The 24,970-nt window shown below is 71.1% G+C and carries 19 protein-coding genes; 9 read left to right on the forward strand and 10 right to left on the reverse strand.

The window, feature by feature from the left end; all coding sequences use genetic code 11:
* Positions 1 to 18: 18 nt before the first annotated feature.
* From rfbH to QMF98_RS11635, 5 genes are read left to right on the forward strand one after another with little or no spacing between them, the layout of a single operon-like run.
* The gene (gene rfbH / locus QMF98_RS11615) at positions 19 to 1,344 is read left to right on the forward strand and encodes a lipopolysaccharide biosynthesis protein RfbH (RefSeq protein WP_337973179.1); all 1,326 of its coding nucleotides are present in this window, start codon (positions 19 to 21) and stop codon (positions 1,342 to 1,344) included.
* Positions 1,344 to 2,393, forward strand: coding sequence for a CDP-glucose 4,6-dehydratase (rfbG, locus tag QMF98_RS11620; protein WP_337973180.1), 1,050 nt, complete (start codon positions 1,344 to 1,346; stop codon positions 2,391 to 2,393). The genes rfbH and rfbG overlap by 1 nt, the downstream gene beginning before the upstream one ends.
* On the forward strand, positions 2,390 to 3,445 hold the full coding sequence (locus QMF98_RS11625; protein WP_337973181.1) for an NAD(P)/FAD-dependent oxidoreductase: 1,056 nt from the start codon (positions 2,390 to 2,392) through the stop codon (positions 3,443 to 3,445). Before rfbG ends, QMF98_RS11625 begins: the two co-directional genes overlap by 4 nt.
* Positions 3,442 to 3,780 carry a ferredoxin family protein gene (locus QMF98_RS11630; protein ID WP_337973182.1) on the forward strand — a complete coding sequence of 113 codons (339 nt, stop codon included), beginning with the start codon at positions 3,442 to 3,444 and terminating at the stop codon, positions 3,778 to 3,780. Before QMF98_RS11625 ends, QMF98_RS11630 begins: the two co-directional genes overlap by 4 nt.
* Positions 3,781 to 3,834: 54 nt before the next feature.
* A complete protein-coding gene (locus QMF98_RS11635; RefSeq protein WP_337973183.1) occupies positions 3,835 to 4,857 on the forward strand; it encodes a glycosyltransferase family 2 protein in 1,023 nt (340 codons plus the stop codon).
* Positions 4,858 to 4,894: 37 nt separating this feature from the next.
* Here QMF98_RS11635 and QMF98_RS11640 read toward each other — a convergent pair whose 3' ends face one another.
* Genes QMF98_RS11640 through rfbF form a run of 4 tightly spaced genes read right to left on the reverse strand, consistent with a single transcriptional unit; the run spans position 4,895 to position 8,981 of the window.
* Positions 4,895 to 5,848, reverse strand: coding sequence for an NAD-dependent epimerase/dehydratase family protein (locus QMF98_RS11640; RefSeq protein ID WP_337973184.1), 954 nt, complete (start codon positions 5,846 to 5,848; stop codon positions 4,895 to 4,897).
* A gap of 31 nt (positions 5,849 to 5,879) precedes the next feature.
* Positions 5,880 to 7,622, reverse strand: a complete 1,743-nt coding sequence (locus QMF98_RS11645; RefSeq protein WP_337973185.1) for a thiamine pyrophosphate-binding protein — start codon at positions 7,620 to 7,622, stop codon at positions 5,880 to 5,882.
* A gap of 2 nt (positions 7,623 to 7,624) precedes the next feature.
* Complete coding sequence (locus QMF98_RS11650; RefSeq protein WP_337973186.1) at positions 7,625 to 8,161, reverse strand: GtrA family protein; 537 nt, start codon at positions 8,159 to 8,161, stop codon at positions 7,625 to 7,627.
* Positions 8,162 to 8,201: 40 nt separating this feature from the next.
* A complete protein-coding gene (gene rfbF / locus QMF98_RS11655) occupies positions 8,202 to 8,981 on the reverse strand; it encodes a glucose-1-phosphate cytidylyltransferase (protein ID WP_337973187.1) in 780 nt (259 codons plus the stop codon).
* 136 nt (positions 8,982 to 9,117) lie between these two features.
* On the opposite strand from rfbF, the gene QMF98_RS11660 reads away from it, so the two are divergent.
* Positions 9,118 to 10,983: a hypothetical protein gene (locus QMF98_RS11660; RefSeq protein WP_337973188.1), complete on the forward strand. Its 1,866-nt coding sequence runs from the start codon at positions 9,118 to 9,120 to the stop codon at positions 10,981 to 10,983.
* Between the two features lie 45 nt (positions 10,984 to 11,028).
* Positions 11,029 to 12,918 (forward strand): hypothetical protein, encoded by a 1,890-nt coding sequence (locus QMF98_RS11665; RefSeq protein WP_337973189.1) that lies wholly within the window; start codon positions 11,029 to 11,031, stop codon positions 12,916 to 12,918.
* Positions 12,919 to 12,981: 63 nt separating this feature from the next.
* Here QMF98_RS11665 and QMF98_RS11670 read toward each other — a convergent pair whose 3' ends face one another.
* The 4 genes from QMF98_RS11670 to rfbD form a co-directional block, all read right to left on the reverse strand.
* Positions 12,982 to 14,565 (reverse strand): glycosyltransferase family 4 protein, encoded by a 1,584-nt coding sequence (locus QMF98_RS11670; protein WP_490715668.1) that lies wholly within the window; start codon positions 14,563 to 14,565, stop codon positions 12,982 to 12,984.
* 769 nt (positions 14,566 to 15,334) lie between these two features.
* Positions 15,335 to 16,531: a glycosyltransferase gene (locus tag QMF98_RS11675; RefSeq protein WP_337973191.1), complete on the reverse strand. Its 1,197-nt coding sequence runs from the start codon at positions 16,529 to 16,531 to the stop codon at positions 15,335 to 15,337.
* Positions 16,524 to 18,212: a rhamnosyltransferase WsaF family glycosyltransferase gene (locus QMF98_RS11680; protein WP_337973192.1), complete on the reverse strand. Its 1,689-nt coding sequence runs from the start codon at positions 18,210 to 18,212 to the stop codon at positions 16,524 to 16,526. The genes QMF98_RS11675 and QMF98_RS11680 overlap by 8 nt, the downstream gene beginning before the upstream one ends.
* Before the next feature lie 221 nt (positions 18,213 to 18,433).
* Entirely contained in the window at positions 18,434 to 19,279 is an 846-nt protein-coding gene (rfbD, locus tag QMF98_RS11685; RefSeq protein WP_337975615.1) for a dTDP-4-dehydrorhamnose reductase, read from the reverse strand.
* 87 nt (positions 19,280 to 19,366) lie between these two features.
* Between rfbD and QMF98_RS11690 the strand changes: the two genes are divergently transcribed.
* Positions 19,367 to 19,984 (forward strand): dTDP-4-dehydrorhamnose 3,5-epimerase family protein, encoded by a 618-nt coding sequence (locus QMF98_RS11690; RefSeq protein WP_337973193.1) that lies wholly within the window; start codon positions 19,367 to 19,369, stop codon positions 19,982 to 19,984.
* A gap of 27 nt (positions 19,985 to 20,011) precedes the next feature.
* On the opposite strand, the gene QMF98_RS11695 is transcribed toward QMF98_RS11690, so the two are convergent.
* Entirely contained in the window at positions 20,012 to 21,151 is a 1,140-nt protein-coding gene (locus QMF98_RS11695; RefSeq protein ID WP_337973194.1) for a glycosyltransferase family 4 protein, read from the reverse strand.
* Between the two features lie 152 nt (positions 21,152 to 21,303).
* Complete coding sequence (locus QMF98_RS11700) at positions 21,304 to 22,416, reverse strand: glycosyltransferase family 4 protein (protein WP_337973195.1); 1,113 nt, start codon at positions 22,414 to 22,416, stop codon at positions 21,304 to 21,306.
* 120 nt (positions 22,417 to 22,536) lie between these two features.
* Between QMF98_RS11700 and QMF98_RS11705 the strand changes: the two genes are divergently transcribed.
* Positions 22,537 to 24,954 (forward strand): glycosyltransferase, encoded by a 2,418-nt coding sequence (locus QMF98_RS11705; protein WP_337973196.1) that lies wholly within the window; start codon positions 22,537 to 22,539, stop codon positions 24,952 to 24,954.
* Positions 24,955 to 24,970 lie beyond the last annotated feature (16 nt).

A 24,970-nucleotide genomic window follows, 5' to 3' on the forward strand; every position in this document is an offset into this window, starting at 1 on the left:
GCCAGATCGAGGAGTTACGTGAACGACGCCCTGTCCGCCCGCCGCGCCGCCATCCTGGAGCAGGTCCGCGAGTACGCCCAGCTCTCCCTCGCGGCGCGCGAGTTCGAGCGGGGCGAGTCGTCGGTCCCGGTCTCCGGCAAGGTGCTCGACGGGGAGGACCTCGCCGCGCTCGTCGACGCATCGCTGGACGGCTGGCTGACCGCCGGCCGGTTCACCACCGAGTTCCAGGACACCCTCGCGCAGTACGTGGGCACACGCTCGGCGTCGTTCGTCAACAGCGGCTCGTCGGCCAACCTGTGCGCCCTGTCCGCGCTGACCAGCCCCAAGCTCGGCAAGCGCGCGCTGCAGCCGGGGGACGAGGTCGTCACGGTGGCGGCGGGGTTCCCGACGACGCTCAACCCGATCATCCAGAACGGTCTCAAGCCGGTCTTCGTCGACGTCGAGATCGGTACCTACGACGCCATCGGCGACCAGCTGCGCGAGGCGATCGGGCCCCGGACGCGCGCGATCATGATGGCCCACACGCTGGGCAACCCCTTCGACCTCGACCTGGTCACGCAGCTGTGCAAGGACAACGGCCTCTGGCTCGTCGAGGACTCCTGCGATGCGCTCGGCTCGACGTACCGGGGCCGGCGGACCGGCAGCTTCGGGGACACGGCGACGGTGTCCTTCTACCCGGCCCACCACATCACCACGGGTGAGGGCGGCGTCGTGTTCAGCAAGCACCCGCTGGTGACGCGGCAGGTGGAGTCCTTCCGCGACTGGGGCCGCGACTGCTACTGCGAGACCGGCAAGGACAACACCTGCGACAAGCGGTTCGGCTGGCAGCTCGGCGACCTGCCAGCGGGCTACGACCACAAGTACACGTACAGCCACATCGGCTACAACCTCAAGGGCACGGACATGCAGGCGGCGCTCGGGCTGAGCCAGCTGACCAAGCTGGACGGCTTCGTCGCCCGTCGCAAGGAGAACTTCGCGCACCTGTACGAGCGGTTCTCCCAGGTCGAGGGCCTGATCCTCCCCGAGGCGACCGAGGGCTCCGATCCCGCGTGGTTCGGCTTCCCGATCACGCTCGCGGACGACCTGGCCGTGAACCGTGAGGACCTGATGCGGTTCCTCGACGCGCACCACGTCGGCACGCGGCTGATCTTCGCGGGCAACCTCCTGCGGCAGCCCGCCTACCGGGGCATCGAGCACCGCGTCGTCACGGACCTGCGGAACTCCGACACCGTGATGAACCGGTCGTTCTGGCTGGGCGTCTACCCGGGCCTGACCAAGGACATGCTCGACTACGCCGCCGACGCGGTGACGCACTTCGTCGAAGGACGGGACGGCTCGTTCTGATGCACTACCTCGTCACCGGCCACACCGGCTTCAAGGGCGCGTGGCTGACGCTCCTCCTCGAGCGGCTGGGGCACACGGTGTCGGGGTTGTCGCTCGACCCCAAGCCGGGGGCGCTGTACGAGCGGGCCCACCTGCACGACGCCCTGGTGCACGACCTCCGCGTCGACATCCGGGACGCCGACACGACCCTTGCCGCGCTGCAGACGGTCCGCCCGGACGTGGTGATGCACCTCGCCGCGCAGCCGATCGTGCGGGAGTCCTACCGGGACCCGCGCACCACCTGGCAGACCAACGTCGACGGCACGTTCAACGTGCTGGACGCCGTCGCGCAGACCCCGGACGTCAAGGCGGTCCTGGTGGTCACGACGGACAAGGTGTACCGGAACGTCGACCAGATCTGGGGCTACCGGGAGAGCGACGCCCTGGGCGGCCACGACCCCTACTCGGCCTCCAAGGCGGCCGCCGACATCCTGACCCAGTCGTGGATCGCGTCGTCGGGCTGCACCGTGCCGACCGCGATCGCGCGGGCGGGGAACGTGGTCGGCGGCGGCGACGTCTCGGCCGACCGGCTGATGGTCGACCTGGTGGACGCCTTCTCCACGGACCGTCCGGTGCGGCTGCGCTACCCGCATGCGGTCCGGCCGTGGCAGCACGTGCTGGACTGCCTCTCCGGCTACGTCGCCCTGGTCGACGCGCTGCTGGCGGGCCGGGCGGCCGGCGAGGCGTTCAACTTCGGGCCGGGAACCGACTCCTTCGTGGAGGTCGGGGTGCTGGCGACCAAGGTCGCGGCCTTGTGGGGTCCCGGCGCGAAGGTCGAGCTGGACGACGCGCCTGCCCCGCACGAGGCGGGCCTGCTGGCGCTCGATGCCCGCAAGGCGCAGCTGGCGCTCGGCTGGCGCGACCGGCTGGACTTCGACGCGACCCTCGCGTGGACGGTCGGCTGGGCGCAGCGGGTGCTGGCGGGCGAGGACGCCCGAGCGGTGACCGTGGCTCAGGTCGACGAGTTCCTCGCGTCGGGCTCGGAGCGGCCTGGCGCGGGTCTGCCGTGAGCGCCGCGGCCGCGGACGACGTCCGCGACGTCGTCGTGGTCGGCGCCGGACCCGCGGGCCTCTTCGCCACGTACTACGCAGGCTTCCGCGGGTTGTCGGTGACCCTGGTCGACGCTCAGTCGGAGGCGGGGGGACAGATCACCGCCCTCTACCCGGGGAAGCTGATCCACGACGTCGCCGGCTTCCCGGCCGTGACCGGCTCGGCCCTCGTCGCCGGCCTGATGTCGCAGGTCAAGGAGTACTCGCCCCGGCTGCTGTTCGACACCGACGTGACGGGGCTCGAGCGCGCGGACGACGGCACCTTCGCGGTGCTGACCAGCGGTCGGCAGCCCCTCCGGACGCGGACCGTGGTCCTCGCCACCGGTGTCGGCGGGATCCACCCCCGCACGTTGCCCGTGGGGCACGAGTGGCACGGTCGCGGCGTGGTGTACGTCGTCTCGGACGTCGCCGCACACACGGACCACGACGTGGTGGTCGTCGGTGGCGGAGACTCCGCGCTCGACTGGGCGCTCGCGCTGCGGCCGGTCGCCCGGTCCGTGACGATCGTGCACCGGCGCCGTGCGTTCCGGGCCCACGCGGCGCTGCTCGAGCGGGCGGCGCGCGACGGCGTGGGCCTGCTCACCGAGGCCGAGATCCAGGCCGTCGAGGGCGACCACCGGCTGCGCACCGTGACGGTGCGCCGTGACGACGGCGAGGTCCTGGAGCTGCCGGCCGACACCGTCGTCGGCGCTCTGGGGCTGCTGTCGGCGCCCACCCCCTTCCCCCAGTGGGGACTGGACGTGCACCAGCGCAAGGCCGTGGTGGACTCCCGCATGCAGACCTCCGTCCCGGGCGTGTTCGCGATCGGCGACGCCTCGACCTACACCGGCAAGGTGTCGCTCATCGCGACGGGCTTCGGCGAGGCGGCCACCGCCGTCAACAACGCGGCCGTCCACATCGACCCCGAGCTGTCGCTGATGCCGGGTCACTCGACCGACGAGGAGCTGGCGCCGCCGTCCACCCGCTCCGTCCCGATCCCCGTGGTGGCGGCCGCTCGGAGGGACGAGGCGTGACGTACGTCATCGGCAAGGAGTGCATCGACGTGCAGGACAAGTCCTGCATCGACGTGTGCCCCGTCGACTGCATCTACGAGGGTGGTCGCAAGACCTACATCAACCCGACGGAGTGCATCGACTGCGGCGCGTGCGAGCTCGCCTGCCCCGAGGTGGCGATCTTCCCGGCGCGCAAGGCCCGCGGGAACGAGGAGTGGGAGACGTTCACGCGTGACAACGCGGCGTTCTTCACCGAGGTGCTGCCCGGGCGTAACGCTCCGCTGGGCGATCCGGGAGGTGCGGGCGGCGTGGTGATCGGGGTGGACACACCGCTGGTCACCGACTGGGCCGGCTGAGCTCCGGCCCGACTTCACGCGACGTCACGACAGCTGCAGGGGGAAGGACGAGGGATGGCCGCTGAGATCCACGCAATGGCCGAAGAGATCCAGGCGATGGCAGCCGAGATCGCCGAGAAGGCCGTCCCGGCGGAGCCGCGTCGCCCGATGATCTCGATCATCACCCCGTGCTACAACGAAGAAGCGAACGTCGACCGATGCGCCGCCGAGGTCGCCCGCGTCATGCGCGGCGAGCTGCCGGACTACGACTACGAGCACATCTTCTGCGACAACGCCAGCACGGACACCACGGTCGCCCGGCTGCGCGACCTGGCTGCGAGCGATCCCCACATCAAGGTGATCGTCAACTCCCGGAACATCGGCCCGTTCCGCAACGTGGCGAACGGCATGAAGGCGGTCTCCGGGGACTTCGTCATCCCGATGATCCCCGCGGACATCCAGGACCCGCCGTCGGTCGTGCCGCAGATGGTGGCCAAGATGACGGAGCAGACGGACGTCGTCTACGGGATCCGCCAGCACCGGAAGGACCCGTTCCACATCGCGATCGCACGGAGTGCCTACTACCGGCTCCTGAGGGCGAGCCACGGCACGACGGCTCCCCCGCACTCCGGCGAGTTCATGCTGGTCCGCAAGGAGTTCGTCCAGGCGATCAACGCGATGGACGACTCCTACCCGTACATCCGCGGGCTCGTCGCACAGATGAACCCTCGGTCCGACACGGTGCCGTACGCCTGGGGCGAGCGGGTGGGCGGCAGGTCGCGCAACTCGATGAGCGACCTGTTCGACCAGGGCCTCAACGGGATCGTCACCACGGCGCGGACCCCGGTCCGCTGGGCGATGCTGCTGGGCATCATCGGCGCGCTGGCCGGCATCGTGGCGGCGATCGTGGACGGGGTCGTCTTCCTTTTCGGGGACGAGAAGGTGCTCCAGGGCATCCCGACGTTGATCGTCGGGATGTTCTTGTTCGGCGGTGTCCAGCTCTTCTTCCTCGGCCTCATCGGCGAGTACGTCGTGAGCATCCACTCGTCCGTGCGCCCGGGCCCTCCCATGATCGAGCGGGAGCGCATCAACTTCTGAAGCGGCGGAGCGCCTCTCGCTCCGGGGCGACCCGGGATCAGGTGGTCGACCTCGCCGGCGGACGGGCGACCGATTCCCCGATCAGCTCGACGAGGGACCGCAGCGGGAGCCGCGCCTCATCGGCGAGGGCCTGCATCGCACGACCGTCCCCTGCGTAGACGTCGGCCGGGGAGCCGTCGGACGGAGCGCGCCTGACTGCGTCGGCGTGCAGGCCGTGGAGCTTCGCGACCTCAAGAGCGAGATCGCCCAGCTCGACCAGCTCACCACCTGTGTCGAACACGAGGCTGCGGCCCGAGGCCGCGGCCCACAGCGCGAGCGCAACCACCTCGTCCGCGCCGCAGTACGTCCTGCGGACCTGGTGCCCCGCCCGGACCGTGAGCGGGCCCCCCTCGGCCGCCATGGCGAGCAGGTCCCCGAGGGCGTAGCGGCCGTCCTGCGGCAGCCGCGGGCCGGCCAGGCTGAAGATGCGGGGAACGACGCACGTCGCTCCGACCTCATCCGCCGCGGCCTGGAGACGCGCTTCGGCGTCACGCTTGAGCTCGACGTACGGGTGCGCACCACGTGCGCCGGCGTCGCCGTAGACGGCACCGGAGCTGGCCACGACCAGCCACGCCGGTCGGTAGGTGCGGACGGCGAGCTCGACCGCCTCGGTGATCGACCGGTTCCGACGGCCGTACTCGTCGGCTCCGAGCGAGGCCATACGGTCCGGTGTCAGGAAGGCGAGGTGCAGCAGCGCCTGGGGCGCGGGATCCATCGTGCGCAGGGCCGCGAGGGGGTGCACCCGAGCGGTTCTGCCGTCCGCGACGGAGACGTCCCGGGCCGTGCTGGCGAAGGCGACGACACGGGTGGGCGCCTCGAGCGCGAAGGCTTCGTAGAGCAGGTCCACGGCGACGGATCCCAGCCAGCCGGTCGCACCGGTCACGGCAACAGGACCCACGAGACCGGACACCGCCTCACGGACGACGTCGATCGCTGCCCGCGAGCCGCTCATGCCACGCTTCGCGATGCAGATCGCCCGACGGTCACGTGCCCTCCATCTCGGTGGGCTTCACGCCGGGCTCCATCGAGCCGAACTCCCGCCCGAACGCCATCTTCGGGTAGGCGTTGAGGTCGGCGTCGATGCTCAGATGGAGCAGGACGGGGCCGTCCTGCGAGTGGAGGGCGTCAAGCACCTCGGCGAGCTGGTCGTGGTCCTCGGCGTGGAAAGCAGGGATGCCGTACGCCCGCGCGACCGCGCAGAAGTCGGGGGCGCTGTAACCCCACTTCGTCGAGTAGTAGCGCTTGTCGAAGTACGACTCCTGGAACTGACGCACCATCCCGTGGCAGCCGTTGTCGAACACGACCACCCGCACCGGTAGCTGCTGGCGGACCAGGGTCTGCAGCTCCTGGATGTTGCACTGGAAGCCGCCGTCGCCCGCGATCAGCACCACCTCTCCCTGCGAGGCGAGAGCCGATCCGATCGCGGCGGGCAGCCCGAAGCCCATCGAGCCCATGCCCCCGGAGGTCAGGAACCGCTGACCGGCACTCAGGGCGGCGCTCTGCGCGGCCCACATCTGGTGCTGCCCGACGTCGGTGACGACGGCCGCCGCGGCCGGGCGCGCCTGCAGGATCTGACGTACGGCCAGGTTCGGGTTCAGGCCGGCGGCCGGCACGTTCTCAGCTGTGTCCGGCCACGCCTCACGCTGCTCGGCCAGTGCCGCGAGCCACTCAGCACGGCCGCCGGTGGTCGTGACGGCGTCGAGCGCGAAGGGCAGGAAGGTCCGCAGGTCGTCGTGCAAGACGTCACAGCCGGTCACGTGGTTGTTCAGCTCTGTGGCGTCCACGTCGACGTGGAAGATGGCGCGGCTGCCGCGGAAGCCTGCGACGTCCGACCCGGTCTGACGCACGTCGAGCCGGCTGCCGAGCACCAGGAGGAGGTCGGACTGGGCCACGGCCCAGTTCGCCCAGCGGTTGCCGTAGCTGCCGATCACGCCCGCGTGCAACTCCGAGGTCGCCGGCAGCGCGTCCACGCCCATCAGCGTCCCCACGACGGGGATCCGCCAACGTTCGACGGCTGTGCGCAGCTCCTCGGCGACGCCGGCCGACTGGACGCCGCCGCCGGCGATGACCAAGGGTCGCTTCGCGTCGCGCAGCGCGGCGGTGAGCCGCGTCGTGAACGCCCCGCGCTCCTCCTGCCGGTCGTCTGACGCCGCGGAGCGTGCCACGACCTCGTCGGGGACCGCCGGCACGAGAGCCCGCTGGACGTTCATCGGGATGTCGAGCAGGACGGGCCCGGGCCTCCCCCTCGTAGCGACCTCGAAGGCCTCGGCCAACACCTTGGGGAAGCTGTCTGCGTCCGTCACCAGTCGCGCCAGCTTGGTGATGGGCGTGGCGATCGACACGACGTCGGTCTCCTGGAAGCCGCCCTGCCGGCCGCGGCCCTCCTCGTGCAGCTCGTACGTGTTGACCTGGCCGGTGATGAACACCACCGGGACGGAGTCGAAGTAGCAGCTGCCGATCGCGGTCAGCAGGTTCGTCGCGCCCGGGCCGCTGGTCGCCATCGCGACGGCCGGACGGCCGGACGTGCGGGCGAAGCCCTCGGCGGCGAACCCGGCGCCCTGCTCGTGGTGCATCGACACGACCGTGAGCGCGGGATTGCGGTGGATCGAGTCGAGCATCACCGTCAGCATGCCGCCGACCAGCTCGAAGACGTGGCTGACGCCGAGCTCCGGCAGAGCCTTTGCGAGATAGGCGGCGACGGTGAGCCGCTCGTCCGTGTCCGACACGCTCACTCGCCATGCCCTTCTGTTCGAACCGAGGTGTCGACCGCCGTGCGGTCGTCCGTCGCGACCGCGGAACGACGGAACGTGAAGTAGCGACCGGTGAGGAAGGTCCCCACGGCGACGATCACCATGATCGCGCCCTGCGTCGGGACGACGGGAAGGTGGCCGCCCTCGACCAGCAGCGGCAGCACGACGAGGTTGATGCACAGGACCACGCCGTACACGACGCTGAACCGGGCCAGGTCACCCCACCAGCGACCCCGCACCTGGTAGACGAGCCAGCGCTGCAGCAGGTACGCCTCGAGCACGCCGATGAGCGTGGACACCACCAGGACCACCTCGTAGTGGACCCTGCCGTGGGCAAGCTGCTGGATCGCCGCGAAGACGCCGAAGCTGAAGAGCGTGTTGACGACACCGACGGCCGCGAACCGGAGCGCCTGTCCACCGACCGACGCGCCCCGCAGGAGCGACGTGACCGACAGACGGCCCTGTCGCCTGGAGTCCGCCTGCGCCGGCACGGCCGGGTCCATCAACGGGCTCACGCTCGCGCCGCGCGATCGGCCCGGACCTGCACGCGGCGCATCAGGACCACATCTTCCAGGGCGCCCGGCCACCGTCCCACAGCTCGTTGAGCAGCTGCGACTCGCGGTAGGTGTCCATCGGCTGCCAGAAGCCGCCATGGCGGTACGCACCCAGCTGACCCTCGGCGGCGAGCTTCGCCAGCGGCTCGTTCTCGAGCATCATCTGGTCGCTCTCCCTGAGGTACTCGAACACCTGGGGCTCGAAGACGAAGAACCCCGCCGAGACCCAGTCGTCCATCTGCGGCTTCTCGCGGAACCGCGTCACCCGCTGCTGGTCGTCGATGTCGACGAGCCCGAACCGCGAGAGGGGCCGCACTGTGGTGATGGTCGCCAGAAGCCCCCGGGAGTCGTGGAACGCGCGCAGCTCGGTGATGTCGATGTCCGCGAGCCCGTCGCCGTACGTGACCATGAACTGCTCGCCGCGCACGTAGGGCTCGATCCGCTCGACGCGGCCCGCGGTCAGCGTCGCCTGCCCCGTGTCCACCACCGTGACGGTCCAGTCACGCTCGAGGTGGTCGCCGTGGAACTGCACGCTGCCGTCCCGCCCCAGGCGGATGGTGAAGTCGTTCGCCTGGCTCGCGTAGTTCAGGAAGTACGACTTGATCTGCTCACCCTTGTAGCCGGCGCAGACCACGAAGTCGGTGACGCCGTAGGTGGCGTAGATCTTCATGAGGTGCCAGAGGACCGGCTTGCCGCCCACCTCGACCATCGGCTTCGGCCGAAACTCGGTCTCCTCCCGCATTCGGGTACCGAGTCCTCCGGCGAGCAGTACAGCCTTCATCGCGTGCGTCTTCCTTCCGACCCCCTGGACGCGCCGGACCGCGCTGCACCGCGCAGTGGCGCTCAGAGTCTACTGGCCGAACCGAACGAACCCTTCCGGTAGTCTGCCGTCCCGTGCCGCGCGAGAGAAGCCGCCCATGAGCACGCCCCTCATCGAATCAGCGAGGGACCGCGGCGCACGGCTTCGGCGGGCTATCGGGCGAAACGTCGCAGAGATCACTGCAACGATCTCGCTCCCCGTTTCGATCCTATTCGTCCTCTCCATAGCCTTCAGCATGCTGGTGTTCGGCCACGGCGACCTCAATCACACAGTCGGGTCGTCGTACGCCTTCCTTTCCGGTCACTGGGCGGACTTCTACAGCTACAACAAGACCTATTTCGGCCGCAACGACTACTTTCCTTCGATCTACGTCGTCTTCGCCGCTTGGATGGCGCCCGTCAAGCTCCTCACGTCGCCGGGAGCCCAGAACGGGCTAGTGCTGAGCGCCCAGGAACTTCTGTGGGCGAGGCTCGGCCTGGTCCTCGTGTTCGCGGCCACCGTCGAGCTCGTGCGGCGGATCGCTCGGGAGCTCTTTCCCGAACAGGCGACGGTTCAGCGTACGGTCGTGGCTACCTACCTGCTCTCACCGTTCATCGCCTACATCGTCGGCGCCTTCGGTCAGTACGACATCATCGGCGTCTTCTTCACCCTGCTCGGATTTCTCTACTACCTGCGGGGCGACCGCTGGAGGTTCGCACTCTTCTTCGCCCTCGCGGCCTCGTTCAAGTATTTCGCACTGCTGGTGTTCGCGCCTCTGCTCGTACTGGCTTACAAGAAGCTTCGCGAGATGATCGCGCTCTCCTCCATCGCACTCTCCGTCATCCTCCTCGAAGCGGCCGCGTACGCGCACGATCCCGCCTTCAGGAGTGCCCTCTGGGGCATGGTGAAGGGCAGCGTCGGGGCGCAGGACAACCAGTCCTTGAAGGCCTTGGTGATCATCGTGTTCGCGGTGGGACTCGTACTTCTTTGGCGAACACGGGCATCTGGCCCTCTTCTCGGTCGGCTCGCAGTCTATTCCGCGGCAACCGTCTACGGCCTCATGTTCCTGGTTGTGACGTGGAACATGGTGTGGTTCGTCATCCTGGCACCGTTCTTCGCGCTGAGCATTGGGTACCTGCACCGGCCGGGCCGCTTCATCGTCTGGGAGAGCATCGTCTTCGCCGCGTACACGTGGGTTGCCGCCACGGTGTGGACCACTTCGGCGAATGTGGGATTGATCTCGGGCGGAGCTCTCCACGCTCTGTTCGGTCCGCCGCACCTGCATCTCAGCGACATCTACGCGCCGGCTGCGGTTCCCGCGCTGAGGATGGTGCTCACGGCCTACTTCGTCTCCCCCGTCCTGTTCTGGCTCGCAGACCAGGTCGACCGGCGGCGTGATCACACTCCCAGCCCGCAGACCGTCGCACGCGCGACGTGGGCCCTCCGCGCCGCGACGCCCGTTCTGGTCTTCACGCTTCCGGTCATGGCATCGATGACCATGCCGATGCGGCTCGCAAGGGCCATCACTCCCGTCGCGCCTGCCTACGTGATGGCACCCGCGCCGCTCTGCATCGGCCACGGGACGTCTGTCCAGGCGATAAGCGACTCGACAGACGTCGTTCAGACCATCGTCTCGACCAGGGACCAGCTCGCGGGCGTGTCGGTCTTGGTCGGCACCTATGGGAAGGCCGGCCACGGGACTCTCACGATCACGGTGCGCGACGGCGCTGGTACCACGGTTGACGTGTCCGCCACCGACCTTGCCCGCGTCGCGGACAACTCGCAGGTGTACGCGCTCTTCGCGAAACCCGAGCCCGACAGCGAAGGCCGCGCGTTCACCATCACGTTCCACACCGCGGGCGTAGCCAAGGACCTGGCACTGTGGAGCAGCGCGGAAGATTGCGCGCCCGACGCGACACTGACCGCCGGCGGCCAGCGGCAGGTCGGAGACCTCCTGCTCACCGAGTACTACCCGCGACCGTAAGGGGTACGGACATTGGCTCGAGGTACCCGGTCCGCTGAGGCGTCCGTGAACGATGCGCCGCAGTCGAGGGTGGATGCGGTCGATTCGCCAGCGTCCTGGTGGAGGAGGATCTGGAGAGACGTCGAACCGTTGATCTCCACGACCTCGGTGCCGGTCGCGGTCCTCTTCCTGGTGTCCATGGCCTTCAGCTTCGTTGCGTTCGGCCACCGGGACGTCGGCCACACAGCGGGTTCCTCGTACGCCTACCTCTTCGGCCACTGGACCGACTTCTACACGTACAACCAACCGACCTTTGAGCGGAACGACTACTTCCCCTCGATTTACCTCGTGTTCGCCTTGTGGATGGCGCCGGTCAAGCTCCTCGTGTCGCCTGGCATACAGAACGGCGTGAACATCTCCTCCTGGGAGATGTTGTGGGCGAAGTTCGGCGTCATGCTGGTGTTCGGCGCCACGGTCCTGGTCATGGTACGGATCGTGCGAGAGCTGTTCCCCGCTCGGCAGCAGACCCAGCGGATGGTCGTCGCAGCCTATCTACTGTCACCCTTCGCGGCCTTCACCGTCGGAGTTTTCGGCCGATACGACATTATCGCAATCCTCTTCATGCTGCTGGGCCTGCTCCATCTCCTTCGAGGGAACAAGTGGCGTTTCGCGTTGTTCTTCGCTATCGCCGTGTCGTTCACGTACTTCGCCCTCGTCTTGTTTGCCCCACTGCTCCTCCTGCGGTACAAGCGGCTTCGAGACCTTGTACTGCTCTCGCTCACGGCGCTGTCGATCGCTGCGCTCGAAGGTGCCGCCTACTGGAGCAATCCACCGTTCCACACCACGGTCTCGTTCCTCGCGGGGCAGTACCTCAAGGGCAACGGCCAACAGGGTTCTCTGCAGAGCTTGGTCTTGATCCTCATCGCCGTCGGCCTGTTTCTCATCTGGCGACTGCCTGTCGACCGGAGCACGCTAGGTGCCACCGCCGTGTTCGCTGGCGCCTTGGCGTATGGATTCATGTTCGTCGCCGTGAAGTGGAACCTGGCATGGTTCGCACTCCTGGCCCCGCTTTTTGCTCTGACCCTCGGATACCTGCGCCGGCCAGGACGGTTCCTGCTCTGGGAGAGCGGCGTGTTCGTCGCCTACATCTGGGTGGCAGTCAACCGTTGGTCCCACAACATCGACATGGAGATGCTCCGGCGCGGGTCGCTACGTTCGTTGCTGGGCCCCCCTCACCTCTTCCTCTCGGATCTCTATCGGTGGGCTGCGACGCCGTGGCTCAACGTCGTGCTGACGGTGTTCTTCCTGTCTCCGGTGCTCTTCTGGTTGCTGGAAAGAGCTGAGGCCACCCGGGCAGTCGAATCACCGGGGGACAGCCCGACGGTGGGTCCCGGGATCTGGGCCCTGAGGGCCGCGACGCCCCTTGTGTTCTGGAGCGTGCCAGTGATCGCCGCGCTCGTCATGCCGGTGTCTGCCGCCAAGTTGTTCACGCCGCAAGCAGCCGCATACGTGATGGAGCAACACCCGATGTGCGGCCCCGAACACAAGCTGCCGTACGGCCAGCTCCATGACGGCGGGACGGCCCAGCAGACGTTCGTCGCGCAGGCAGCGCGGCTCGGCGCGGTGTCCGTCATGGTCGGCACCTGGGGCCGTGAGATGAGCGGAACGCTCGTGATCGACGTGAAGGACGCCGCGGGCACGACCCTCGGCACACGGGACGTTGACCTGAAGCGCGTCCCCGACAACTCGGCGCTCTACGTGATCCTCGACTCACCCGCGGCGGATTCGTCCGGAGCGACGTACACAGTCACCTTCCGAACAGCGGGCGTCCCGACCACCTCGAGCTTCTCGCTGTGGGGGTCTAGCGACGACTGCGACCCGCACGGCACCCTGACGCTGGACGGCGTAGCCCAGGGCGGGGACGCGAACCTCACGGAGTACTACGCGCGTCGCTGAGGGCGGCCGTCACGGGAGGCGCCCGCGACGGCCGCAGGGGACGCCGCGTGGGGACCACATCAGCTATCCGCGGCGGAGGCCACGCGCGAGCCACGTCCGCGTCCGCCAGGTCCGCGAGCCTACGATGGCGCTGAGCTCGCGTAGGGCGTCGGCCTCACGATCTCGGGACCCGCGCAGCTCGAGCTCCAGGGCCGCGGCCCGTTCGCTCGCGTCGCCCACCTTCGTGCGCAGCGCTGCGTTGGCGGCGCGACTCTCGAGCAGCTCGGCCCGGCATGCGTCCCGCTCCGCCACGAGTGCCTCGTGCTCCGCCGCAGCCCTCTCGTGCGCCGCGACGTAGCCGCGATGGCCCTCGACCAGCTCGGCGTGCGCCTGCTCGAGCTCCCGGAACCGACCGACCAGCTCCTCGTGCTCGGACACCACGCGCGTCAGGTCGGCGCGGACCTCCGCGGCCTGCGCCGCGTGCCGAGCGCCGGAGCGAGCCACGTCGCCCAGCACGTCCAGCAGCACGCCGGGGGCGGGACGGGCCGCCGCCTCGTCGATGAGCTGCCGCAGCGCCTCGTCGTACTCCGCGCGGCGCCTCGGGTCCGTCAGGTCGACACGAGCGGCTGCCGCCAGCTCCGCCCCGAGCTGTGGCTCGTCGTGAAGACGCCGGATCGCCGCGGCGAGCGCCTCCGCGTCGCCGACCGGGTACGCGAGGCCGGTCTCCCCCGGCCGCAGGTACTCGGCCGGACCGCCCGCCTCGGCGTAGATCAGGGGCAGACCGAACTCCGTCGCCTCGAACGGCACGCGGCCGAAGGCCTCCGACCGCGAGGTGATGGCGACGGCGTCGAACCCTGCGTACATCTGCGAGCGGTCGGTGAACGTGTCGGCGTGCTCGACCAGGTCCTCGACGCCACGCGAGACGGCGAGGTCGCGAAGCCGCTCCCAGTCCCCCGGTGCCGCGGGGCCTGCGAGGACGAGGTGGACGTCCGTCCCCTCCCCACGCAGCACCGCAACGGCGTCGACGGCGTCCTGCTGCCCCTTGCCGGGGTTGAGGCTCCCGACGATCCCCAGCGACCACGGCCGTCTCACGTCGTCCACCGCGCCTCGTGCCTCCGCGGGCCCGACGACGCCCTGCACGCGCGGCACCGGGTGCAGCACGGTGACATCGGCCGCCGCCTCGCCGAACAGGTGGCGGCGCACAGCGTCGGAGTTGGTGACCACCCGCGTCGCGAGCGCGCGGACCGCGGCGCCATAGCCCTCCGGACCGCCGGGCAGCACCAGCCCGTGATCCAGGTCCCCGAACTCGCGCAGGTACCAGACGTGCGGGCGACGCAGCGCGGCCGCGGCGACCGCACCCTCGGGCACCACGCCGCTCTGGGTGAGCACCACGTCCGGGTCGATCTCGGCGAGCACGTCGAGCAGCCGTGGGTGGAGCAGGTCACGCGCCGTCCACGCGTCCGGCGTGCGAGCCTCGTCGTCCGGCCACACGGTCCACCACTCGAGCGGGGGGACGGCACTGACCGAGCCGCCCAGGGGCTCGAGCAGGGCACGCAGGCCCAGGTCGGGCTCCGGTGCGACGGTGTGCACCATCGAGCCCTGGCGGACCAGGCTCTCCACCATCTCCGCGTGGCTGCGCTCCGCTCCCCCCACGCTGCTGGAGTGCATCACGGCGGCGACGGTGGTGCACCGGGCGGCGGCCACGCAGTACAGGTTGGCCTGCTGCGGACCCTCGACCAGGTCGGACCAGGCGCGGCCGTCCGCCAGCTCACGCCAGCTCCGAACGTCCTCGTCGAGGACGAAGAGGCGTAAGCCCAGCGCCCGTAGCCGCTCGACCAGCTGCTCGGCTCCGGAGCCCGCGGCGGTCAGGGCAGCCGGGTCCACGGTGACCAGCAGGCGGGCGTCCTCGAACCTCGACAGCAGGCCTTCCAGGCCCGTGAGCACCGCGACGGCGTCACCTGCGACGTCGAGCCGGACGACGAGCCGCGTGCCACCGGTGAGCCCGAGGTCTGCTTCCGTCACCCCCTGGAGCGCCCCAGCGACCACCCGAACGGTGCCGGCATCGGCACCGTCGACGTTCCGCGACAGCACCTCCAGGTCCGCCGGAGACGCCTCCACCGCGACGACGGTCGCCGACGGCGCCGCAGACGCCGCGACGAGCGTGAAGTAGCCGACGTGCGCGCCGAGGTCGAGCACCACGTCGGCACCGGCGCAGACGGTGCGGAACAGTGCCGTCGACATCGGCTGGTACCCGCGAACCTCGTACAGGTCGCGGTGGCGCGCAGGAGCCTCGAGCTCGAAATCGCAGCCGAGCGGCTTCACCCGAGCCAGGGACTCCACGGTGGGCTCCAATCTGTTGGGCACGCCACCTGCTCCCGCGTCAGCGCGCTCGCTCGGGTCGCCCGCGGCCAGCCTAGGTGCCACGGGCGATCGCTCCTCAGGCCGGGACGGCGTCCCCCAGCGCGAGCGCGGAGAGGATGGACCCGACCATCGCCGGCGGTGCGTAGGCGGTACGCGCATGCTCGCGGGCGGCCTCGCCCATGGCGGGGCCCTTCGTCGCGTACTCGTCCACGATGCGACCCAGGTACTCGTCCCACTCGTCCACGCGCACCAACCAGCCGTTGCGGTCGTGCTCGATCGCTCGGGACATGGTGTACGTCGGCGAGGCGAGGGTCGGCACACCGACCACCGCGGCGTCGAAGTACTTGAGCTCGGACTTGCAGTTGGTGAACCTGTTGTCCTGCAGCGGCGCGATGTTCACCTCGGTCTCGGCGATGAGCCGCTGCAGCTCCATGTAGTCCGTGGGCGGCACCACGTCGATCCGGTCCTGAAGGTCCGCCAGCGCGGAGTCCTTCAGGTCCAGGTAGCCCACCAGCCGCAGCCGGACCGAGCTGTCCCGACGCAGCACCCGCGCCACGGCCGACGAGACCAGGCCGAAGTCGCGGTTGTGCGTCGGCGTCCCGCTGAAGTAGCCGAGGTGCAGGGCGCCGTCGCGACTGTTGCCCGCTGCCGACCGGGCGGCCACCAACGCGTCCGAGTAGGCGATCTGCTCCTCGCCCATGAAGTTGGGCACCACCCGTACCGGCTTGGACACGACCTCGCGGGACCGTGCGGCCAGGTAGTCGTTGGTCACCACCAGCTCGTCCGCCAGCTCGATCGTCTGCCGCATGCGGGCGAACGACGCGAACCACCAGTTCCACATGTGCTCGGCGGGCTCGAGCGTGCCCTCGTACTGGTCGAGCGTCCGCACCACCTCGGGCACCATCGCGATGTCGAACACGTAGTCGTCGATGTCGAACACGACCCGCGTGCCGAACCGCTTGGCCACCGCCATCAGCTGAGCGACCTGGTCGCTGTACGGCACCCGGCAGACGACGAGCACGTCCGCCTCCTTGGCGACGGACAGCAGCCGGTCGCCGTCCCGCTCCCAGAACCAGCTCGCGCTCACGCCGGGGACGTGCGTGTTCAGGGCCCTGGCCGTGTTGAAGCACCGGTAGCGGAACGTGCTGGCGTCCGGACCGCGGTAGTAGTACGCCACCTTGGTGGCCTCGGCGCGGAACATCCGGAGCCGGTCGACGAACGGGAGCTCCCACGGGTCCCGGTAGGTCATCGACCGGATCGGGATGTCATACATCCCCGAACCTCCGCGCGAGCCGGTCCACGACCGGCTCGAGGTTCTGCGCCCACGGCGCGAAGTAGGGCGTGTCGGCCGGCTCGAAGGGCGTGGCCGCGACGCTCTCCGCCAGGGCGACCGCGTCGCCGATCGCGCGCGCGAGGTCGTCCACCGTCGGCTCCGCCGTGATCACGCGGTCGGACACCTCCGCCAGGTCCTTCTTGCCGGGCCAGCGGTTGGTCACCACGACCGAGCCACCGGCCGCGAGGTCGAGCGGCGGGTAGCTCGGGTGCGGTGACGCCATCAGCGAGAGGCCGACGTCGATGCGCCCGAGCAGCTCGTGGTACTCCGCCCAGCCGAGCGCGTCGTGCTGCACGGGCCGCGACCCGTCGGAGAAGTCGACGCTCGGCACGCCGCGGCCGACGAAGTGGATCTGCCAGCGCGTGCGGTCCAGCGACCCGCTCTCCACAGCGGCGTCCAGCGCGGCGACCCCGAGGTCGAACAGGTTCCGCGGGTTGTTCGGGCGGGCGTAGAAGAAGAGGTTGCGACGCGCCCCCTTGCCCAGCACGCGACCCGGACGCAGGAACGGCGTGAAGGACGGCTCGAACGCGATGGCGGTCGACGTCAGGTTCGACACGCCGGTGGCGACCAGGTGGTCCAGCAGCTGCTGGGTGTTCACCACCACCTGCAGCCCCGGGTGGTTCATCGCCCGTTCGGCGCCGAGCGTCTGGGCGCCCGTCGGGTAGAAGCAGCGCTCGTCCTCCTGGAGGATGTAGACCACGCGCTCGGCCGGGATCGTGCGGAGCACCGACGTCGTCGTCCACCACGACGTCGTGAGGAAGATGTCGTCGTCGCCCGTCTCCAGGTAGTCCCCGGGGCTGGTCGGGATGTAGGCGAGCTCCGGCTGGCGCTCCGGCCGGGTGCCGACCGTGCGGAACAGGCCGTCGAGCCCGGAGCCGTCGGGCGCGCTGTGCCGGGTGACGATGCGCAGCCTGCGTCCGGTGCGGTCCGCCCAGAGGGACGCCAGCACGATCGCTGTGGCGACCCCCCCGAACAGGCTGTCGGAGCCGACCGAGTCGGTCACCAGGTTGATCCGCGGGACGTCCGGACCGGGGATCGTGCGCAGCACCCGCAGGTCGGGGTGCCGCTGCTCGAAGAGCTCGGACGCCTTGGCGCCGCCCATCACCTCGGCGCCCGTGGTGCCGGAGAGGTTCGTCCCGCGGCCGTTGGGACGGCGACCTTCCGAGGCACCGAAGCGCAGGTAGTGCGCCAGCGGGTTCACCCCTGCCGCCGCCACGTCCGCGTTGTGGGTGAGGTACCACGTGACGTCGAAGGCGGCGCAAGGGTCGTAGCCCAGCGCCAGTCCCTCCGTCAGGAAGTGCAGCAGCGGGTTGGCGCCGGCGCGCGCCACGTCGGGGTGCTGGTCCAGGTACCACGCCGAGCTGAAGCCCAGCGGGATCGGGTCCCGTCCCTCTGCCCCTCCGGCCAGCAGGAAGTGGTCCACGGGGTCCATGCCGCTCGCTGCGACGTCCGGGTTCTGCTCCAGGTACCACTTGGGGTCGAACAGCGCGTTGGGCTGGCGCAGCTCGGCGCGCCCGTACGTGACGTAGTGGTGCACCGGGTCCGCACCGGACTCCGCGATGTCCGGGTAGGCCTCGCGGTAGAACGTGGCGTCGAAGAGGGTCGCGAGCGCGGGATCCATCGCGCCGGCAGGGTGCGCGCTCTGCGGCCGGTGGAGGATCCGGCGGACCATCGCCCGAGCGCGCCTGCCCAGCGCTCTCTTGACACGGGTGAGCATTCAGACCTCATCGACTCTGTGGCACCGGAGCGGGAACGGGCCACAGGCTACTGCCCCGCATCGCCGCGCCCCGGCGTTGAGCCTCGGGCCCGTCGCGTCACCGCTCCGTCGTCGAGGCCCCGCACTCAGCCGAGGACGGCGCCCGCCGCCTCCGACCAGGCCGCCTCCCAGCCGCGGATGGGCACCACGTCCGCAGCGGCCAGCGCGCCGTGCCCGAGCACCGAGTAGGCGGGCCGGGGGGCCGGTCGCACGAAGCCCTCGCTCGTGGTGGGCCGCACGATGCCGGGATCCATCCCGGCCGCCGCGACCGCCGCCTGCGCGAAGCCGAACCACGACGTCTGCCCCGCCGAGGTGCCGTGGTAGGTGCCGGCGGGCGCACCCGCCGCGACCAGGCGCTCGACCAGGTCGGACAGGTCCACCGTCCACGTCGGCTGGCCCACCTGGTCGTCCACCACGTCGAGACCGCCCTTCTCGGCGGCCACCCGAGCGATCGTCCGGGGGAAGCACGGGCCGTGCTGGCCGTAGAGCCACGCCGTCCGCACGATGAGGTGGTCCGGCGCCTCGGCGCGGACCGCCCACTCGCCCGCGGCCTTGGTGCGTCCGTAGGCGGACCGCGGCGCGATCGGCGCGTCCTCGTCGTACGGCTGGTCGGCGTGACCGTCGAAGACGTAGTCCGTGGAGATCTGGACCATCCGGGCGCCGGCCGCACGAGCGGCCCGGGCGAGGTTGGCCGGCCCGACCGCGTTGACGGCGAACGCGGCGGCCTCGTCCGACTCCGCCTTGTCGACGGCGGTGTAGGCCGCGACGTTGACCAGCACGTCGAAACCGTCGACGAGGTTCGTGGTGCTCGCCGGGTCCGTGATGTCCACCTCGGCCCGGTCGATGCCCACCACGTCGTGCGACCGCGCCTCGAGCAGCGGGACGAGGTCCTGGCCCAGCATCCCTGCGGCTCCGACCACCAACCAGCGCACGCTGTCTCCCACCCTCGTCGTCACGGCCGGGGGCAGCCTAACCGGGCCGGTAGGCTGCCAGCCGCCACCGGCCTGGAAGGACATGTCATGACGTACCGCGAGCTCGCGATCCCCGGCGCGTGGGAGATCACGCCTGTGCAGCACGGGGACCCCCGCGGCGTGTTCCTCGAGTTCTTCCAGGGCGGTGCGTTCGAGCAGACCGTCGGCCACCGGTTCGGGCTCGCGCAGGGCAACTGCTCGGTGTCCGCAGCCGGCGTGCTGCGCGGCATCCACTACGCGGACGTCCCGCCGAGCCAGGCGAAGTACGTCACCTGCCCCAAGGGCGCCGTGCTCGACGTCGTCATCGACGTCCGGGTGGGATCGCCGACGTTCGCGCAGTGGGACACGGTGCTGCTCGACGACGTCGACCGTCGTGCGATCTACCTCTCCGAAGGGCTCGGCCACGCGTTCTTCTCGCTGGAGGACGACTCGACCGTGCTGTACCTGTGCAGCACGCCCTTCACCCCGGCGCGAGAGCACGGCGTCCACCCGCTGGACCCCACCGTGGGGATCGAGTGGCCGACCACCGACCGCGCGGGACGCCCGGTGACGCCCCAGCTGTCCGACAAGGACACCGCGGCGCCGACGCTGCTCGAGGCGGCCGAGCGGGGCCTGCTGCCCACCTGGGAGCAGACGCGGGCGTTCGCCGAGCAACTCGCCGGCTGAACGGCCGCCGCGGCAGGCACCGCAGGGTCAGCCCGTGCGACCCCTCCGGCGCAGCGCCGAGGTGTACGCCCGCGCGTGCGCCTCGGCCGCGGCCGCCCACGTGAACGTCCCGGCACGTTCGACGGCCGCGGCGGCCAGCGCCGAGCGACGTGCCGGCTCGGCCAGCAGCTCCCCCAGCGCGACGCCGATGGCGTCGACGTCGGGCTCGCAGTAGGCGACCGCGTCCCCACCCACCTCGGGCAGGGAGAGCCGGCGGGTGGTCAGCACGCACGCGCCACTGGCCATCGCCTCGAGGACGGGCAGGCCGAAGCCCTCGCCGAGGCTCGGGTAGACGACCAGCGCCGCACCGGACAGGTACCCGGCGAGGGCGTCCACGGGCAGGTAGCCAGGCCTGCGCAGCACCAGGTGCGGCGGCACGGACTGCACCGCCTGCTCGATGTCCGGGTCCCAGCCCGGGCCTCCGGCGAGCACCAGGGCCGGCGGGTTCGCCAGCCCCTGGCACGCCTTCACCCAGCCCCGGACCAGGGCCGGCACGTTCTTGCGGGGCTCGAGGGTGCCGAGGAACGCCAGGTACGGCATGCCGTCGGGGAGGTCGAGCAGGCCGCGCGCCCGTGCCTGCTCCTCCTCGCCGGCCGGATGGAAGCGCGAGGCGTCGACGCCGTGGAAGGCGACGGTGAAGCGCGCGGTATCCGCGCCCGTGTACCGGACGACCTCGTCCCTGGTGGCGGCGGAGGGGACGACGAGGGCGTCGGCGCGGTGCACCGCGACCCGGGTCGCCGCACGGAAGAACGCCGCCTTCGTCGGGAGGTGCAGATCCGGGTCGCTGAAGAACGTCGCGTCGTGCAGCGTGACCACCGCGGGCACGCCCGCCAGGACGGGCATCGTGTAGTGGGGGCTGTGCAGCACGTCCGGCCGCCACCGCCACGCCTGGAGCGGCAGGCCGAGCTGCTCCCACACGAGCCGCACCGGACGTCGGGCGACGGGCCCGGGCGCGGGTACCACGCGGCCGGCGCCGAGGAGCGCGGTGAAGTGGGAGACGTCGCGACGTTGCGCCAGCACGGCCACGTCGACGCCGGCCCCGGGTAGGTGCGCGGCGAGCTCGTCGACGTAGCGGCCCACACCGCCGCGTTCGACCGGGATGGCCGTGGCATCGAGAAGGACCCGCATCGACGCTCCCTCCGCACCGGCCGCGGAGCACCGTTCACCCCTGGTCCGACGGTCAACGTAGCGTCCCGGGCACGCGCCGCCCCAATCGGCAACGGGTCGCGACGGCTGACCTGCTGAGCTCCTCGGTGGCCGACGAGGCCGCACCGGAGCGGTCAGAGCGCCGCCCGCAGGTAGACCTCCGCATGGCCTTCCGCCGCCGCCGCCCACGTGTACCGGGCGGCGACCCGAGCGGACTCTGGGCCGGCCGTGCCGGACGTCGCAGCCGCGACGAGACCGGCCGCGATCGCGTCGACGTCCGTCGGGTCCACCGTCCACCCCACCTCACCGGCGAACTCGGCCATCGCCGAGCCCGCCGAGGTCACCACCGGCACACCGTGCGCCATCGCCTCGAGGACGGGCATGCCGAACCCCTCCCACAACGACGGGAACGCGAAGCAGGTCGCACCGGAGTAGGCGACCTGGAGGTCCTCGTCGGACAACCGTCCGAGCAGGTGCACCGAGCCGGGCGGCACGTGCGTCAGGGCGTCGGCCACGCGGTTCTCGGCGTCGCCCCAGCCGCTCGGGCCCACGAGCACCAGGTCCGCGTCCAGGGTCCCCGCAGCCCGCGCGGCGGCGAACGCGGCGACCAGGCGATCCACGTTCTTGCGGGGCTCCAGGGTTCCGCACCACAGGACGTACGGGCGGTCGACCCCGTACCGGCGTCGCCACGCCACGCGCTCCGCCTCGGACACCTCCCGGGCGCGCACCCCGTGCGGCACGACGGTGACCCGGGACCGGTCGATGCCCGCGTCGGCGCAGTCCCGAGCCGTCATGGCGGACGGGACCACCACCTGCGCCGCCTCGGCCCGCACCAGGTCCAGCGCCCGCCGGAAGTAGCCGTTGCCCCGTCGCGTGAAGTGCGCGGGGTCCCGCAGGAACGCCAGGTCGTGGACCGTCACCACCAGCGGCGCGCGGTGCCCCGGGAGCGCCCAGGTCGTGGCGTGCACGACGTCGACCGCACCGGTGGTGGACTCCGCGAGCGGGCGCCGCAGCCGGTTCCACGCCTCGTACAGCGCGATGCGAGGGAGCGGAGAGTGCCGGACGGGGCCGCTGGGTGCAGGTCGGGGCTCCACGCCCTCGGCGTGCCGGGCAGCCAGGCCGACCAGGTCCAGGTCCGTGCGCCCCGCGAGCGCCTCGGTGAGCGCCGCGACGTACGTGCCCGACCCGCCGGGGACGCGCTGCCAGCACTGCTCGACCGTGAGCGCGACGCGGACGGGGTCTGCCACGCGGCGACTCTAGACTCTGCTCAGCGGCGCTGACGGGGGGTGCGACGCGGTCGGTCTCGACGGGTGGGGGACTGGCCGACGGTCTAGGCTCGCAAGCCTCTGGACGGGAGGACTCGGTTGGTGCACGTCTGCACCGTGGTCACCGCTCGGCTCGCTCCGGCGGCGCGGGCCACGCTCGACTCGGTGCGGGAGCACCACCCGGACGCCGATCTCCACGTCGTCGACGTCGACGGTTCGGCCTCCTCCTGGCACGACGGCACGGTGCTGTCCACGACCGACATCGACGTGCCGGACGCCGACCTGCACGCCGCCGGCATGCTGGCGGACGACATCTCGCTGGTCTCCTGGCTCGTCCCGCGGCTGCTGCGCCACCTGGTCGCCGACCGCACCACGGCCCTCTTCCTGTGGCCCGGCGTGCGCGTGGTGGGCGACCTGCAGCACGTCGTCGAGGCCGCCGATCGCGACGGGATCGCCGTGGTCGCCCGCCGTGACGACCTGCCGCCGGACGACGGCGCGCGCCCCGCTCCGTCGGACCTTCAGGCCGCCGGCGCGTTCCACTCCGTCCTGCTGGCCGTGGGACCGGACGCCGCACGCGTGCTGGACCAGTGGATCGAGCTGTCCGACCCGGGGCACTCGACGCCCTGGCAGGCGGCCGTGAGCGTGCGCCGCCACGCGGTGCTGCCGGCGTCCACGGTGCTGTCCCGGTGGAACGTCGGCCCCGGCTCGAAGGTCGTGCACGGCGACGGCTGGACCCTCGACGGTGAACCGGTCACCGCCGTCGACCTGACGTCGTTCGACCCGTCGCGTCCCTGGCTCCTGTCCACGACCGACTCCGAGCTCGCCCGCGCGCTGCTGTCCGAGCACACCGACCTGGCCGAGCTGGCGCGCTCGCACGCGGAGCGCCTCGCCGCGGCGGCGGAGGCGGCCGGTGCCGCCGAGGACCGGTTCGCACGGACGGCGGACGGCATCGCCCTGCACCCGGCACTGCGGCGAGCGTTCCGTGAGGGTGTCCTCGAATGGCGTGCAGGCGAGAGTGCCGCGCCGCCGGACCCGTTCGACCAGGACGCCCCCCAGGCCTTCACGCAGTGGCTGAACGAGGTGGTGCCGGGCGACGGTCCGCCGATCACGCGCTACCTGTACGCGATCTACCTGGAACGTCCGGACCTGCAGCGGCGGTACCCCTTCGTCCCGGGGTCCGACACGTCGCGCCTGCTCGACTGGGCGGCCCTGCACGCGGGCCAGGAGGACCAGAACGACGCCCAGCTCGTCGCCGCCGCACTCGCCGTCGCGCGGTCGGCGGTCCCCGGCGCCACCTCGCGCGCAGCACGACCCACCGCCGCCCGGCTCTGGCTGTCCGGGCGCAGCGGACGACCGTTCGGCGTCAACGTCGTGGGGTACCTGCGTGGTGAGCTCGGGGTCGGCGAGGCCGCGCGCCTGGTGCTGGACGCGCTCGGCACCACGTCGGTGCCGACGTCGACGACCAGCGTGGATCGCTACCTCCACTCCCGCCAGCAGCTCGACGTCCCCGAGGCCACCGACCGCCAGACGGTCTACGACACGACCCTGCTGTGCGTGAACGCCGACCAGGTGGGCCCCGTGCTGGAGGACCTCCCCTGGTTCGCGGACACCTACCGCATCGGCCAGTGGTTCTGGGAGGTCGAGGAGTTCCCCGCGACCATGCACGGCGGGTTCAGCCACCTCGACGAGATCTGGGTCGCCAGCGACTTCGTCCGCGAGGCGATCGCTCCGCACACCGACCTGCCGGTCCACACGGTGACCCCGCCGCTGCCGCAGCGCCGCCCCGCGGTCCCGATGGAGCGTTCCGAGCTGGGACTGCCCCCCGACCGTCCGTACGTGCTGTTCATGTTCGACCACCTGAGCACGGTCGAGCGCAAGAACCCGATGGGCCTCGTCGAGGCCTTCCGCCGGGCGTTCCAGCCCGGCACCGGCCCGATGCTGGTCATCAAGTCGATCAACGCGGACAAGCGGGTGGGCGATGCGGAGCGCCTGCGTCTGCTGGTGCGGGACGAGCCGGACGTCGTCCTCGTCGAGGACTACCTGAGCAGCGGCGGCCGCGACGCGCTGGTGCAGGGCTGCGCGGCGTACGCGTCCCTGCACCGCTCGGAGGGCCTCGGCCTGACGATGGCGGAGGCCATGTCCTACGGCAAGCCCGTGATCGCCACGCGCTACTCCGGCAACCTGCAGTTCATGACGGACGAGAACTCGTACCTCGTGCCGTGGACGCCCACCGAGGTGCCGCCGCACACGGAGCCCTACCCGGCCGGGGCGCGCTGGGCGGAGCCGGACGTGGACGCGGCCGCGGCGCTGCTGCGTCAGGTGTTCGACGACCCGACCGCCGCCGCCGTCCGTGGAGCCCGTGCCGCGGCCGACATCGCCGAGCTGCACTCCCCCGAGGCTGCCGCCCAGGCCCTCGTCGCGCGGCTGACGCAGATCCACCGCGAGGCACCGGCGCGCGTCTGGGAGCTGCGGGCCCGCAGGGCTCGCCGGCTGGCGGGCCGGGTGAACCCGCTGCGCTGACCGGCTCGCGCCGTCG

Source organism: Cellulomonas sp. NTE-D12 (assembly GCF_027923705.1).
Lineage (GTDB): Bacteria > Actinomycetota > Actinomycetes > Actinomycetales > Cellulomonadaceae > Cellulomonas.

What these genes read in the sequence shown, in the direction of transcription:
- rfbF (WP_337973187.1), bottom strand. Translation starts at nt 8,981, where the DNA reads ATGAAGGCTGTACTGCTCGCCGGAGGACTCGGTACCCGAATGCGGGAG.
- QMF98_RS11690 (WP_337973193.1), top strand. Translation starts at nt 19,367, where the DNA reads ATGACGTACCGCGAGCTCGCGATCCCCGGCGCGTGGGAGATCACGCCT.
- QMF98_RS11660 (WP_337973188.1), top strand. Translation starts at nt 9,118, where the DNA reads ATGAGCACGCCCCTCATCGAATCAGCGAGGGACCGCGGCGCACGGCTT.
- QMF98_RS11695 (WP_337973194.1), bottom strand. Translation starts at nt 21,151, where the DNA reads ATGCGGGTCCTTCTCGATGCCACGGCCATCCCGGTCGAACGCGGCGGT.
- QMF98_RS11635 (WP_337973183.1), top strand. Translation starts at nt 3,835, where the DNA reads ATGGCCGCTGAGATCCACGCAATGGCCGAAGAGATCCAGGCGATGGCA.
- rfbG (WP_337973180.1), top strand. Translation starts at nt 1,344, where the DNA reads ATGCACTACCTCGTCACCGGCCACACCGGCTTCAAGGGCGCGTGGCTG.
- QMF98_RS11675 (WP_337973191.1), bottom strand. Translation starts at nt 16,531, where the DNA reads ATGTATGACATCCCGATCCGGTCGATGACCTACCGGGACCCGTGGGAG.
- QMF98_RS11680 (WP_337973192.1), bottom strand. Translation starts at nt 18,212, where the DNA reads ATGGATCCCGCGCTCGCGACCCTCTTCGACGCCACGTTCTACCGCGAG.
- QMF98_RS11670 (WP_490715668.1), bottom strand. Translation starts at nt 14,565, where the DNA reads ATGCACTCCAGCAGCGTGGGGGGAGCGGAGCGCAGCCACGCGGAGATG.
- QMF98_RS11640 (WP_337973184.1), bottom strand. Translation starts at nt 5,848, where the DNA reads ATGAGCGGCTCGCGGGCAGCGATCGACGTCGTCCGTGAGGCGGTGTCC.